The organism is Giesbergeria giesbergeri (assembly GCF_054779375.1).
This window is the reverse complement of sequence record NZ_BAAGYJ010000002.1, coordinates 100,943-114,252: the sequence shown is the minus strand read 5'-3', so window position 1 is coordinate 114,252 and position 13,310 is coordinate 100,943. Positions and strand designations below refer to the sequence as shown.

The following is a 13,310-nucleotide window of genomic DNA, read 5'->3' as shown; positions in this document are numbered from 1 at the left end:
ACAAGCAACATGAATGCCCGTATCGACACCTCTGCACTAAGCCATCTCAGCAACCACCACCTTGATGCCTTGGAAGAAGAAACCATCTTCATCCTGCGCGAAGTGGCCGCCGCTTTTGAGCGCCCCACGCTGCTGTTTTCGGGTGGCAAAGACTCCTTGGTGATGCTGCGCTGCGCCGAAAAAGCCTTTGGTGCAGGCCGCATCCCCTACCCGCTGTTGATGATCGACACCGGCCACAACTTCCCCGAAGTCACCGATTTTCGCGATGCTCGCGCCAAAGAGCTGGGTGCTGAACTGATCGTGCGCAGCGTCGAAGACTCGATGGCCCGTGGCACCGTGCGTCTGGCCCACCCCGGCGAATCGCGCAACGTCCACCAATCGGTCACGCTGCTCGAAGCCATTGAAGAATTCCGCTTTGACGCCCTGATCGGCGGTGCCCGTCGGGACGAAGAAAAAGCCCGCGCCAAAGAGCGCATCTTTAGCCACCGCGACAGCTTCGGCCAATGGCAACCCAAGGCCCAACGTCCAGAATTGTGGACACTGTTCAACACCCGGCTGGCTCCGGGTGAGCATTTCCGTGTCTTCCCTATCAGCAATTGGACAGAGCTGGACGTCTGGCAATACATTGACCGCGAGAACATCGCCCTGCCCAGCATTTACTACACCCACCAACGCCAAGTGGTCGACCGCCGGGGCTTGTTGGTGCCCGTGACCGAACTCACCCCGCCCAAAGAAGGCGAAGAAGTGGTGGTGCGCGATGTGCGCTTTCGCACGGTGGGCGACATCACCTGCACTTGCCCCGTAGAAAGTCTGGCCGCCACGGCGGGTGAAATCGTCATCGAAACCTTGGCCGCTGATGTCAGCGAGCGCGGTGCTACACGCATGGACGACAAAACCAGTGATGCCTCGATGGAAAAGCGCAAGAAAGACGGATACTTCTGATGACCACCCCCGACAACACCCCTATTTCGGCCCTGCGTTTTATCACCTGTGGCAGTGTGGATGATGGCAAAAGCACCCTGATTGGCCGCCTGCTGGTCGATAGCAAAGCCGTGCTACAAGACCACTTGGCCGGTGTGCAGCGCCAAGGCGAAACAGACCTGGCCCTGCTCACCGATGGTCTGTCGGCCGAGCGCGAGCAAGGCATCACCATCGATGTGGCCTACCGCTACTTTGCCACCGAAGCGCGCAAATTCATCATTGGCGATGCCCCCGGCCACGAACAATACACACGCAACATGGTCACTGCCGCCAGCAGCGCCGATGCTGCGGTAGTGCTGGTCGATGCCACCAAACTCGATTGGCAAAATCCACAACTCACCCTGCTGCCACAGACCCGCCGCCACAGCCTGTTGGTGCATTTGCTGCGTGTGCATTCGCTGGTGTTTGCTGTCAACAAGCTCGATGCCGTGGCAGACCCGGCCTTGGCCTGGAAGCACATCAGCGCCGCACTAGATGCCTTCTCGGATGCCGCCGGCATTGACGTACACACCACCGTGCCCGTCTCGGCGCTCAAGGGCTGGAACGTGGTCGATGCCCAACCCGGCTGGTGCGGCTATACCGGCCCCACCCTGCTGGAAATTTTGGAGCAACTGCCCAATACCCCCACCGATGCCCACCTGCCACTGGCTTTTCCGGTGCAATGGGTCGAGAAGTTCCACGACTCTGCCATCACCACCCAAGGGCGGCGCGTCTTCTGGGGCCGGGTCGCTGCGGGCAACGTTGCCGCAGGCACCGAAGTGCAAATCTTCCCCAGCGGCCAAAAGGCCGTAGTGGCCCAAGTGATTGACCACGCCCGCCAACCCGGCAGCGTAGCCGCTGGCTTGAGTGCTGGTATCACGCTCGACCGCGAGGTGGATGTATCGCGTGGCGACTGGATTGTGGCTGCCCCCGTATCTGCTGCGGTGGCCGAAGACGACTTTGACACCCCCGCCGCCATCAGCCCGTGGCCAGGCCACAAAGAACTCTCCACCACCATCGCTTGGATGGACGATGAACCACTGGTGGCGGGCCGCACCTACTGGGCGCTGCACGGCCACCGTTGGGTCAAAGCCAAAGTGCGCCGCGTGGTGCACAAACTCAATATCAACACCTTGGCCGAAGAAGAGGCGACGCAGCTAGAGCCCAATGCCATCGGCCATGTGGAGCTGCTGCTGCAAGAAGCCCTGCCTGCTGCCCCGTTTACACAGGCACGCGTGTTAGGCTCGTTAATTCTGGTCGACACCGCCAGCCACAAGACCGCCGCAGCCGTGCTGGTGAATTAACCCGCATCCATTTGGTTGCACCACAGCCTCCCCACGCTGGGGAGGCTTTCTTGATCCATACCCAGTGAAAACTTCTAAAATCACAGGTTTTCACCGTTCCCACTCAAAAATCCCATGACCCACGTTGTTTCCGAAAACTGCATCAAGTGCAAATACACCGATTGCGTGGATGTGTGCCCGGTGGACTGCTTCGTTGAAGGCCCAAACATGTTGGTCATCAACCCAGACGAGTGCATCGACTGCGCTGTCTGCGTGCCCGAGTGCCCCGCTAATGCGATCTTTGCCGAAGAAGACTTGCCTCCAGCCGAGTTGGCCTTCATCAAAATCAATGCCGACCTGACCAACGCCTCCGGCTGGAAAGCCATCACCAAGCGCAAGGCAGCCCTGCCCGATGCTGATGCCTGGAATGGTCAGCCCGGCAAAATCAAGGATCTGGTGCGTTAAGCGCAGATCTGTTTGTTGCTCCCCGAGTCTTGCCGTGCCAGCATCTCACCACACTATTGACACCGATGCCGTCGTGGTGGGTGCTGGGCCTGTGGGTCTCTTCCAGGTTTTCCAGTTGGGTCTGCAAGGCTTGCAAACCCATGTGATCGATGCATTGCCCGCCTTGGGAGGGCAATGCGCACAACTCTATGGTGACAAGGCCATCTACGATATTCCGGCACTGTCTGCATGCAGCGGCCATGAGTTAGTGCAAAAACTGGCCCAGCAATGCGCCCCCTTTGCCCCCCAGTGGCACTTGGGCGAACTGGTCAACAGCATTTCCCGACAAGCAGATGGTCGCCTAGAAGTCACCACCGCACAAGGCACACGGTTGCTCACACGCACTGTGTTCATTGCAGCAGGGGTTGGTGCTTTCATGCCACGCCCTCTCAAGTTGGCCGGGCTGGACGACTTCTTGGGCCAACAGGTGTTCTACGAACTCCACGATGCAGACATGCTGGCCGGTCAGCATGTGGTCATTCACGGTGGTGGCGATTCAGCCATCGCCCAAGTGCTGGAATGTGCCAGCCTACCACCCGCACAACGGCCCACCAGCATCACGCTGCTCCATCGGCGCAATACCTTTGAAGCTCCAGCAGACATGTTGGCCCAATTCGAAGAACTGCGTGCCCAAGGATTGATTCAGGTGGCCGTAGGCCAAGCAACTGGCATCCAAACCCATGCAGGCAAGCTCGCCGCCCTAACCTTGCTGGCCCCCGATGGCAGCACACAGGCACTGGTGCTCGATATTCTGTTAGTGAAGCTAGGATTATTGCCACGTTTGGGGCCGGTGACCGAATGGGGGCTCACGCTAGAGCGCAAACAGCTGGAAGTGGACACCGCCACCTTTGCAACCAACAGCCCTGGCATTTACGCCGTTGGTGATATCGTTACCTACCCTGGTAAACGCAAACTGCTGGTCTGTGGTTTCCATGAGGCAACATTGGCCGCATTTGCAGCCATAGAATATCTGACAGGCCAAACCACACCGCTGGAATACACCAGCAGCAGCACGCGATTGCAACAACGCCTAGGCATTTACGCCACCCACAGCCAGAATCACAGCAACTTTCCAGCAGCATTGCCATAGAAGCCGCCTAGAATTCGCGCACCTTTTGTTTCTAAATGTTTAGTGCGCATGCACCTGTCCGTCAACGAAACCACCATGCCCCGATTGCACCTGATCGGGACGCTCAGCTTGCTCCTTGTGGTCACGCTGATGATGGCGGGTTTCTTTTCCTGGCAAAGCGTTCAAGACCATCGTGCCTCGCTGGATCGCATTGCCAAAGTCATTCACGAGCAGCAGCAAGCACGTTTGACCAGCGAAATGCGCTCCGCAGTGGACTATCTGGAGTTTGTGCGCCAGCGTACCGAAAGCGTCTTGCGCCAAAGCGCCGTAGAACAGGTCGACACTGCCATGCAGATGGTCGAGGCCATTCATGCCCAAGAATCCAAACACCGACCTGCGGCAGAAGTACAACAATTAATCCGCGAAACCCTGCGCCCAGCTCGCTTCTTTGAAGGCCGGGGTTATTTCTTTATTGATGACCTCGAAGGCCGCTTCATCCTATTGCCTACCGCCCCCCAATACGAGGGCAAAGGAGGCATAGACAACCGGGACGACACCGGACATTACATCATGCGCGGCCTGATCGAAGCGGCCCGCAAACCCAGGGGAGAAGGGTTTTCACGCTACCGTTGGTACCGCCCTGATGCGCCCCAAACCATGGCTGAGAAAATCGCCTACGTGCGCCTGTTCGAGCCCTATCAGTGGCTGATTGGTACCGGGGATTATCTCTATGAATGGGAAGATCGCCAGAAAAAAGAAGCTATGCAGCGTCTACGGGCCTTTCGCTTCGGTGCCAGTGGCTCCATTGGCTTATTAGACCGCGATGGCCGCTCCCTGATCAGCCCCAACAATCCTGCACTGGAGGGGCTACACCCCCATCAGATGGCTACGAACGAGAGAAAGGCACTCGAAAAACTCTGGGCCACAGCCCAAGCAGGCGGCGGCATTGTGGAATACGACTGGCCACGCAAACGGGCCAATGGTCAAGAGCTAGGACGCAAAACAGCCCTTGTCAGTACCTATGCCCCTTGGGGCTGGGTGCTGGTCACCTCCATGTTCAATGACGAACTGGAATCGGCCTTACATGCCGAAATCTACGCCCACGAAGCAGGCAACGGCGAACACTACCTGCGTCTGGCCATAGTGCTGCTGGGGGTAACAGCACTGGGCATCATGGGCTCTTTCGTCTTCTCACACTGGTCTAAAAAACTGTTTTCTCGTTACCACCACGAGTTAGAACAAGCCCATGCCGACCTGCGCATTGCGGCCATTGCCTTCGAGTCCCAAGAAGGTATTTTTGTGACCAATGCGCAGGGCGTCATTTTGCGGGTCAACCATTCGTTTACAGATATCACTGGCTACAGCGCAGAAGAGGCGATTGGTCAAACGCCCTCCTTGCTCAAATCAGGCCGCCACGAAGCGGCGTTCTACCAACAGATGCAGCAAACCGTAACCACCACGGGTTGCTGGTATGGTGAAATCTGGAATCGGCGCAAAGATGGCACCGTGTTCCCAGAATGGCTCACCATCACTGCCGTCAAGACCGACCAAGGCGAAGTGACCCACTATGTCAGCACACTCACTGACATTACCCAGCGCAAGGCCGCCGAAGAAGAAATTCGCTACTTGGCCTATTACGATGCTCTGACCAAATTGCCCAATCGCCGACTACTGTTGGATCGGTTGCAACAGGCTTTGCTCACCAGCCGCCGTACCAGCCGCCAAGGCGCCTTGATGTTCATCGACCTGGATCACTTCAAGCTCATCAACGACACCCAGGGGCATGATAAAGGCGACATCCTTCTCCAAGAAGTAGCCCAACGCTTACTCAAGACAGTGCGTGCAGGCGACACCGTAGCCCGTCTTGGTGGCGATGAGTTCGTGGTGCTGCTGGAAGAGCTCAGTCCACAAATTGATGAAGCAGCCTCTCAGGCGGACGCCATTGCCCAGAAAATATTAGCCACCGTCAACCAAACCTACACCCTGGACGGCAACGAAATCAAAAGCTCATGCAGCATTGGGGTGGTGCTGTTTACCGACACCAAAGCCAGCGCTGAAGACCTGATGAAACATGCAGATCTGGCCATGTACCAAGCCAAAGAATCTGGGCGCCATGCTGCACGGTTCTTTGATCCAGAGATGCATGCAGCCGTCATCAAACGGGTTGCATTAGAAAAAGACCTGCGCACAGGTCTGCAACAAAGCCAACTCTTCCTGCTCTACCAAGCCCAAGTCAACAACCACGGACACATCGTGGGAGCAGAGGCTTTAGTGCGGTGGCAGCATCCACAGCATGGCATGGTGTCCCCTGCTGAATTCATTCCCCTTGCCGAAGACAGCGGCTTGATCCTGCCACTGGGTCAGTGGGTATTACAAGCTGCCTGCAAACAGCTGGCTTGTTGGGCGCAAGAACCGATGTATGCACACCTGACATTGGCCGTCAACGTGAGTGGACGACAGTTGCGCCAACCCGATTTTGTGCAGCAGGTGCTGAAAACTCTGGAAAATACCGGAGCGCCAGCAAAACAGCTCAAACTAGAGCTGACCGAAAGCCTATTGCTCGATAACCCACAAGATGCCATCACCAAAATGGTGGCCTTGAAGGCCCACGGCGTGGGCTTCTCACTGGATGATTTTGGTACCGGCTATTCCTCTCTGGCCTATCTGCGTCGCCTGCCATTGAGCCAACTAAAGATCGACAGCAGTTTCGTCCGCGATCTGGTCTCCGAACCACGCGCCGTGGCTATTGTGCGTACTATCGTTACCCTGGCAGACAGCTTGGGCTTGCAAGTGATTGCTGAAGGAGTAGAAACCCAAGAGCAACGAGACAGTTTGGCACGCAATGGCTGCCATGCCTACCAAGGTTACCTTTTTAGCCGCCCCGGCACAGTAGAAGAACTCTATCTTTGTGCCCCTGATACCAGCGCACACATAATGTAGCAAAGCCACGCGGTAAGGAAGTCTGGCGCAACCCCTTGCCGTCCCTCCAGCCATGTTGCCTGTTTGTCGCTTTTTTCTCGAAAGGAATTCGCCCTGTGTTTTCTTTGTCCCGCCGTCTTTCGCTGTCGCTGCTCGCTTGTGGCATGACTGCCTTTTCCATTGCCATGCCAGTGCAAGCACAGGCGCAGGAATTTGTCAGCGTCAAAGGTCACAATGCCAATGTGCGTGAACAACCCTCCACCAAGGCGGCTACTCTCTGGGAATTGAGCGATGGTTATCCCCTGCAAGTCATCCAACGCAAAGACGGCTGGGTGCAGGTCAAGGATTTCGAGGCCACGTTGGGGTGGATTTATGTGCCTCGTACCAGCAAAATACCCCATATGGTCATCACAGCCCGCGTGGCCAATTTGCGCGCTGGCCCCAGCCAACAGCACAAAGTAGTAGCCAAACTGGAAACACAGGAAATCGTCAAAACCCTGAAAAAATCCAGCGATTGGGTACAAGTAGAACGCAGCAACGGCCAAAAGGGCTGGATTGCGGGCAACTTGGCCTGGGGTTGGTAAAAAAGCTCAGGAACTCTGTACGCGTTGCGCCACTGGAGCATAGGCATGGTTCAGCGGCCCGTGCCCTTGTCCAGTGCATACTTGAGCACCTGCAGCAATGGCCCCCAGAATATAGCGGCGGGCCTGCCCCACTGCTTCAGGCAATGGGTGGCCCAAGGCCAAATATGCAGCCAACGCCGATGACAAAGTGCAGCCAGTGCCGTGGCTATTGCCAGTGGCAATGCGTGGCGACTGCCAACGTAGCACAGGGCCATCGGTCTGCGCCAGCAAGTCCACGACCGTATCCCCCACCAAATGCCCGCCCTTGAGCAAAACGGCCGATGCGCCCAAGCTCAGTAAGGAAGATGCGGCCATATCCAAGGTGTGCACGCCCTCAATGGCATACCCCAACAACAAGCTTGCCTCATCCAAATTGGGTGTGACCACCTGTGCCAACGGAAACAGCTCTTCCACCAATACCTGCACAGTCTCACCGGCCATCAAACGATCTCCGCTACTGGCCACCATCACTGGGTCTAAAACGACGTGGGGCAACTGATATGAGCGGATCGCCTCAGCCACCACCCGAACCACTTCGGGTGAATGCAACATACCAATCTTTACTGCATCTACACCGATGTCTTCCACCACAGCAGCAATCTGAGCCTGTAGTATCTCTGGAGGCACCCCATGAATCGCGCGCACTCCTTGGGTATTTTGCGCGGTGATGGCGGTGATAGCCGTCATACCATAACACCCCAAGGCGCTAAAAGTCTTGAGATCAGCCTGAATGCCCGCACCACCACCACTGTCCGAGCCAGCAATGGACAATACCCGCACATAACGATGGCATGTGTCAGAAGTCACAGCAGAAATTGACATGGAAAAGTTCCAGAAAAACCAGCCATCCGCACCTACTTGCGATGGCCCAAGCTCAATTGTGGCGTATGCGCCAAGTCAAGTCTGACACCATCGGCGTGTGATGTAATCTTGCCAGGACGAAACAGGGGTGTCTGCCCAATCGGCGCGGACTGAGAAACACCCTGGGGCTCAACCGCCCCGTAACCCGATCCAGGTCATGCTGGCGTGGGGAGTTTTCGGTACCGGCACATGCCCGTTTTGTCCCTGGATTCTCCACCAACGGACAAACCGATGATCTCTCCATCCTCTTCTTTTGCCATTCTGGGCGCTGGCCTGATGGGCCGCCTATTGGCAGTTACGCTGGCCCAGCGCGGTCATAGTGTCACCCTGTACGATGCACAAGATGCCAGTGGTCAAGGCAGTGCCGCTCGCGTGGCAGCTGCCATGCTGGCGCCACTGGCAGAATCCGCCATCACAGAGCCGGGTGTAGTGCGCATGGGTGAACATGCACTGGTACGCTGGCCGCAATTGTTGGCTGGATTGCAGCAACCCGTATTCTTTCAACAAAACGGAACGTTGATTGTCTGGCACCGCCAAGATGCTCCCGAAGCTGCCCGCCTGCGCCGCCTCTTCGAAACCACCAGCCGAACAGTACCGAGTTTGCCCGCTATGGAAGCACTCGACAGTTCCCGCATGACAGACATCGAACCAGCCTTAGCCCAGCGTTTCCACCAAGGTCTGTATCTTCCTGGAGAAGGGCAACTTGACAACCGCCAGCTGCTGGCAGCACTGGAGCAAGAAATGGCCTTGCTGCATATCACCTGCCATTGGAATACGCCCAAAACTATCGCCGACTTCCACCCCGGCCGCCCTGGAGAGCCAGACTGGTTGCTAGATTGTCGCGGCTTGGGCGCACAAGCACAATGGCCCGCCCTGCGCGGTGTGCGTGGCGAAGTGGTGCGGATTCATGCGCCCGATGTCACCTTACAGCGCCCCACACGATTGGTGCATCCCCGCTACCCCATTTATATTGCCCCCAAACAGGATCATCTTTTTGTCATCGGCGCCACCGAGATCGAATCCGACGACATGTCCCCTGCCAGTGTACGCTCAGCCTTAGAACTAATGAGTGCGGCTTATGCCGTACACCCCGGCTTTGCCGAAGCACGGATTCTCGAAATTGCCACACAATGCCGACCGACACTGCCTGACAACCTGCCCGCTGTACGACAAACCGCACCACACACACTAGAAATCAATGGCCTATATCGACATGGCTTCATGATCTCTCCAGCGTTGCTGGATGTGGTGCTAGAGCTACTCACCACAGGCCAATCGGCTTTGGCTTCTCGTTTTGATCTGCGTGTTGAGTTGCTGCCAAACAGCCTCTAATTACACGGTGCCCCATGAATCTGACCATCAACCAGCAAGCTCACCAATTACCTGACGATGCCACTGTCGTCGATGCCATCGCTGCTATTGGTGCCCGGCCACCTTTTGCCGTAGCAGTCAATACAGTGTTCATTCCCAAAACCCACTATGCCCAACAGCAGCTGCACACTGGCGACCGGGTGGAAATTATCTCCCCCATCACAGGAGGCTAACACCATGCACAACCATCCCTCCTCTAACGATCCTTTGGTGCTGTATGGCGAGGTGTTTCACAGTCGCCTCTTACTGGGCACATCGCGCTATCCCTCTCCCAGCGTACTAGAAGCCTCCGTACAACGCGCACGCCCGGCAATGGTGACAGCCTCCCTGCGGCGTCAAGGCAGTAACCCCGCAGAAAACGGCCAGCGTTTTTGGGAATTGCTACGTCAGTTACAAGTGCCCGTATTGCCCAACACGGCCGGATGCCATAGCGTGCAAGAGGCCATCACCACAGCACAGATGGCGCGTGAAGTATTTGAAACGCCGTGGATTAAGCTAGAACTGATTGGTGATGACTACACGCTTCAACCCGACACCCTCAACTTGGTCAGTACGGCAGAACACCTGATCCGTGATGGATTTCGGGTGCTGCCCTACTGCACCGAGGATTTGGTGCTCTGTCAGCGTTTGGTGGATGTAGGCTGCCAAGCTGTCATGCCTTGGGCCGCCCCCATTGGTACGGGACGTGGCCCTGTCAATCCTTACGCCCTACAGGTACTGCGAGAACGTCTGCATGTACCACTCTTGGTCGATGCCGGTCTGGGCTTACCATCTCACGCATGCCAAGTGATGGAGTGGGGCTACGATGGCGTGTTGCTCAACACGGCTGTAGCCTTAGCACAAGACCCGGTATCTATGGCCGGTGCTTTTGCTGATGCCGTAGAGGCAGGACGGGCTGCCCACCGCGCTGGAGCCATGCAAGCCCAAAATACCGCCCAACCCAGTACCCCAGTGCTGGGTACTCCGTTTTGGCACCACGATACGCCATGAACCAGAACCAAATCGACACCTTGGCGCAAGACATCGTGCGCCTACACAGCCACACTTTTGCACCTTGCACACCGCAAGCTGTACCCGTCAGCACAGACCCCGCCCCCATCTACCAAGCTGCCCTACGGGCTTGTAGTGCATTAGGATTCATCGCTACAGATGCCCAATGTCTGGCACGGGCTTGGCAGGCACAAACCGAACGCACTGGCAGCCTTGATCTCACACACTGGCCTGATACCGTAGAAGATTTTGGCCTACAAACCTCACCCACTGTGCCTGATTTTGCCCCTTGCCCACCCGCCTTGGGACTCTATGCAGTGCTGCCAGATGCCGCATGGGTAGGCCGGATGGCCCGGGCAGGTGTACCTACCGTACAGTTACGCTACAAGTCCACCGATACAGCCGCCATTTCTGCTGAAGTGCATGCAGCCGTAGAAGCAGTCAGGGGCACCAATGCACGTTTGTTTATCAATGACCATTGGCAAGCAGCATTGGCTGCGGGTGCCTATGGCCTTCATCTAGGCCAAGAAGACTTGGATGCCATGCAACCAGAGAATCTGGCGCAAATCCGTCGTTCTGGACTGCGTCTGGGGGTCAGCACCCATGGTTACGCAGAGATGGTGCGCGCCCATGCCATAGGGCCAAGCTATATTGCTTTGGGTGCGGTATTTCCCACCACACTCAAACGCATGACAACAGCACCACAAGGACTAGCCCGACTCGCCGCCTATGCACGCCTGATGCGACATTACCCATTGGTGGCGATTGGCGGCATTGGGTTAGAACAGTTCCCAGCAATCCGTGCCACAGGGGTAGGGTCTATTGCTGTGGTCAGGGCATTGGTCAACGCACCTGACCCAGAAGCCGCCGCAGCAGCACTGTTACAGGCGATGACCTAAGCCACCGCCCTCCCTACACCTTAACGGGGGGCAGGTTGGTCTGCAGGCGGCGTCACCGCATGGTTGCGACCGTTGACAGCAGGCAACAGGCTTTTTTCAACCAATGTTTTGTTGATTTCAATACCCTGACGATAGTAGTCTTCACTGACCACAGGATCAGGTGTCTTGATAGCCAACCACAGCGTATAAAACCCTGCCAAGATCACAATGGCAGGCCCAGCAAGAATCAACCAAACATAGCCAAACTTCCACCAAGGAGGTGCCACCAAGTCTGGTTTATTGGAAAGGGTTGTCATAAATTTATCCTCAAAACTGGTATTAACGAGGCACCAAGAACACAGATTTCTCTGTCAGTTGAGCATCAGCACCTATTGCCTGAATATCAAAATAAAACGGATGTGAGCCTGAAGGCATAGAACCATATGGAATTTGCAGTCGCACTGGAACCCAGCGCGACTGGGCAGCCTCAATCTCTACCTCAGCGTCAGAAGCGACCTCTAAGCCATCCAAACCACGGGCAGAAATACGATACCGTTGGGTTGCTTCTGTTGCATTCATAATCTGCAACCGATAGATATTTTCTAGCTTGCCACCAGCCACAATCCGAGACAAAGCTGCACGATCACGCACCACATCGACCTTCAGTGGTGTACGCATTACCAAGCTGATCAGCATAGCCATACACAACGAAAGCAAAATAGCGGTATACACCAAAACCCGTGGCCGGAATATGCGCCGTATGATTTCTGACTGCCCCCAGCCTTGGGCCACACCGTTTTGCGTGGAGAACCGTACCAAACCACGGGCATAACCCATTTTGTCCATTACAGTATTGCAAGCATCTACACACAGACCACAACCGATGCACTCGTACTGCAAACCATTACGAATATCAATTCCTACAGGGCAAACCTGCACACACAGCGTGCAATCAATACAGTCCCCCAACCCTTTGGCTTTGTAATCAACGGTTTTATTGCGTGGCCCCCGCTGTTCACCACGAGCTGCGTCATAAGTAACGATCAGTGTGTCCTTATCAAACATAGCACTCTGGAAGCGTGCATAAGGACACATATATTTGCAGACTTGCTCACGCAAGAAACCGGCATTGCCATAAGTAGCAAAACCATAAAATCCTACCCAGAATATCTGCCAAGACCCCTGCAAGGCCATCAGCTCTGCACCCAGCTCACGGATAGGAACAAAATAACCTACAAAAGTAAATCCTGTCCAAGCAGCAATAGCTACCCACAAGAATTGTTTGAGCGATTTTTTCCAGATTTTTTCGAATGTCCAACCACTGTTGTCCAAACGAACCCGCGCACTGCGATCACCCTCTACTTTATGTTCTATCCACATAAAGATTTCGGTATACACCGTTTGTGGACAAGAAAAACCACACCACAAACGCCCTGCCACTGCGGTAAACAAAAATAGAGACAAGGCTGAGATAATCAATAATCCAGTAAGATAAATAAAATCTTGTGGATAGAGAACTAAGCCAAAAATATAGAACCGTCGTGCCCCCAAGTCGAACAGCACCATCTGGCGCTGCCCCCACTCGACCCACGGCAACCCATAAAAAACAAGCTGGGTCAGGAAAACCATGACCCAGCGCCAATTTGCAAACAAACCACTGATAGAACGTGGATATATCTTTTTATGTGCCGCGTACAAAGAAACAGTTTCTTGATCGGAATTTGATTCTGCTGCTACAGGCTTGATCGGAATGATCTTTGGCTGCTTTCCGTCAGAAGGTTGCATGGTGCAATATCTCAAAAATCACTGGCACTCACAGCGGGTGGTGCCCTTTGGGCACCACCAAGGCTAA

The 13,310-nt window shown here is 55.5% G+C and carries 13 protein-coding genes; 10 read left to right on the top strand and 3 right to left on the bottom strand.

Features of this window, described 5'->3' with window-relative positions; genetic code table 11:
* Nucleotides 1–9: 9 nt before the first annotated feature.
* The 6 genes from cysD (at nt 10) to ACYVB2_RS04635 (ending at nt 7,319) form a co-directional block, all read left to right on the top strand.
* On the top strand, nt 10–942 hold the full coding sequence (gene cysD, locus ACYVB2_RS04660; protein ID WP_382431027.1) for a sulfate adenylyltransferase subunit CysD: 933 nt from the start codon (nt 10–12) through the stop codon (nt 940–942).
* Nucleotides 942–2,264, top strand: coding sequence for a sulfate adenylyltransferase subunit 1 (locus tag ACYVB2_RS04655; protein ID WP_382431029.1), 1,323 nt, complete (start codon nt 942–944; stop codon nt 2,262–2,264). The genes cysD and ACYVB2_RS04655 overlap by 1 nt, the downstream gene beginning before the upstream one ends.
* A 114-nt stretch (nt 2,265–2,378) precedes the next feature.
* Nucleotides 2,379–2,708, top strand: coding sequence for a ferredoxin FdxA (gene fdxA, locus ACYVB2_RS04650; protein WP_382431031.1), 330 nt, complete (start codon nt 2,379–2,381; stop codon nt 2,706–2,708).
* Nucleotides 2,709–2,742: 34 nt separating this feature from the next.
* Entirely contained in the window at nt 2,743–3,837 is a 1,095-nt protein-coding gene (locus ACYVB2_RS04645; RefSeq protein WP_382431033.1) for an NAD(P)/FAD-dependent oxidoreductase, read from the top strand.
* A gap of 48 nt (nt 3,838–3,885) precedes the next feature.
* Nucleotides 3,886–6,756 (top strand): bifunctional diguanylate cyclase/phosphodiesterase, encoded by a 2,871-nt coding sequence (locus ACYVB2_RS04640; protein ID WP_382431035.1) that lies wholly within the window; start codon nt 3,886–3,888, stop codon nt 6,754–6,756.
* A gap of 143 nt (nt 6,757–6,899) precedes the next feature.
* Nucleotides 6,900–7,319 (top strand): SH3 domain-containing protein, encoded by a 420-nt coding sequence (locus tag ACYVB2_RS04635; RefSeq protein ID WP_382431256.1) that lies wholly within the window; start codon nt 6,900–6,902, stop codon nt 7,317–7,319.
* A 6-nt stretch (nt 7,320–7,325) separates the two neighbouring features.
* Here ACYVB2_RS04635 and thiD read toward each other — a convergent pair whose 3' ends face one another.
* Nucleotides 7,326–8,180 (bottom strand): bifunctional hydroxymethylpyrimidine kinase/phosphomethylpyrimidine kinase, encoded by an 855-nt coding sequence (gene thiD / locus ACYVB2_RS04630; RefSeq protein WP_382431037.1) that lies wholly within the window; start codon nt 8,178–8,180, stop codon nt 7,326–7,328.
* Nucleotides 8,181–8,450: 270 nt separating this feature from the next.
* Between thiD and ACYVB2_RS04625 the strand changes: the two genes are divergently transcribed.
* The 4 genes from ACYVB2_RS04625 to thiE are packed head-to-tail and all read left to right on the top strand — an operon-like array spanning nt 8,451 to nt 11,479.
* Nucleotides 8,451–9,551, top strand: a complete 1,101-nt coding sequence (locus tag ACYVB2_RS04625) for an FAD-dependent oxidoreductase (RefSeq protein ID WP_382431039.1) — start codon at nt 8,451–8,453, stop codon at nt 9,549–9,551.
* Between the two features lie 14 nt (nt 9,552–9,565).
* Nucleotides 9,566–9,763 carry a sulfur carrier protein ThiS gene (gene thiS, locus ACYVB2_RS04620; RefSeq protein WP_382431041.1) on the top strand — a complete coding sequence of 66 codons (198 nt, stop codon included), beginning with the start codon at nt 9,566–9,568 and terminating at the stop codon, nt 9,761–9,763.
* Nucleotides 9,764–9,767: 4 nt separating this feature from the next.
* A complete protein-coding gene (locus ACYVB2_RS04615) occupies nt 9,768–10,580 on the top strand; it encodes a thiazole synthase (RefSeq protein ID WP_382431043.1) in 813 nt (270 codons plus the stop codon).
* A complete protein-coding gene (gene thiE / locus ACYVB2_RS04610) occupies nt 10,577–11,479 on the top strand; it encodes a thiamine phosphate synthase (protein ID WP_382431045.1) in 903 nt (300 codons plus the stop codon). Before ACYVB2_RS04615 ends, thiE begins: the two co-directional genes overlap by 4 nt.
* A 20-nt stretch (nt 11,480–11,499) precedes the next feature.
* Here the strand turns inward: thiE and ACYVB2_RS04605 are convergent, their stop codons facing one another.
* Together ACYVB2_RS04605 and ccoG are read right to left on the bottom strand one after the other, a co-directional pair.
* Nucleotides 11,500–11,775, bottom strand: coding sequence for a FixH family protein (locus tag ACYVB2_RS04605; RefSeq protein WP_382431047.1), 276 nt, complete (start codon nt 11,773–11,775; stop codon nt 11,500–11,502).
* 22 nt (nt 11,776–11,797) lie between these two features.
* Nucleotides 11,798–13,243, bottom strand: a complete 1,446-nt coding sequence (gene ccoG, locus ACYVB2_RS04600) for a cytochrome c oxidase accessory protein CcoG (protein WP_382431049.1) — start codon at nt 13,241–13,243, stop codon at nt 11,798–11,800.
* Nucleotides 13,244–13,310 lie beyond the last annotated feature (67 nt).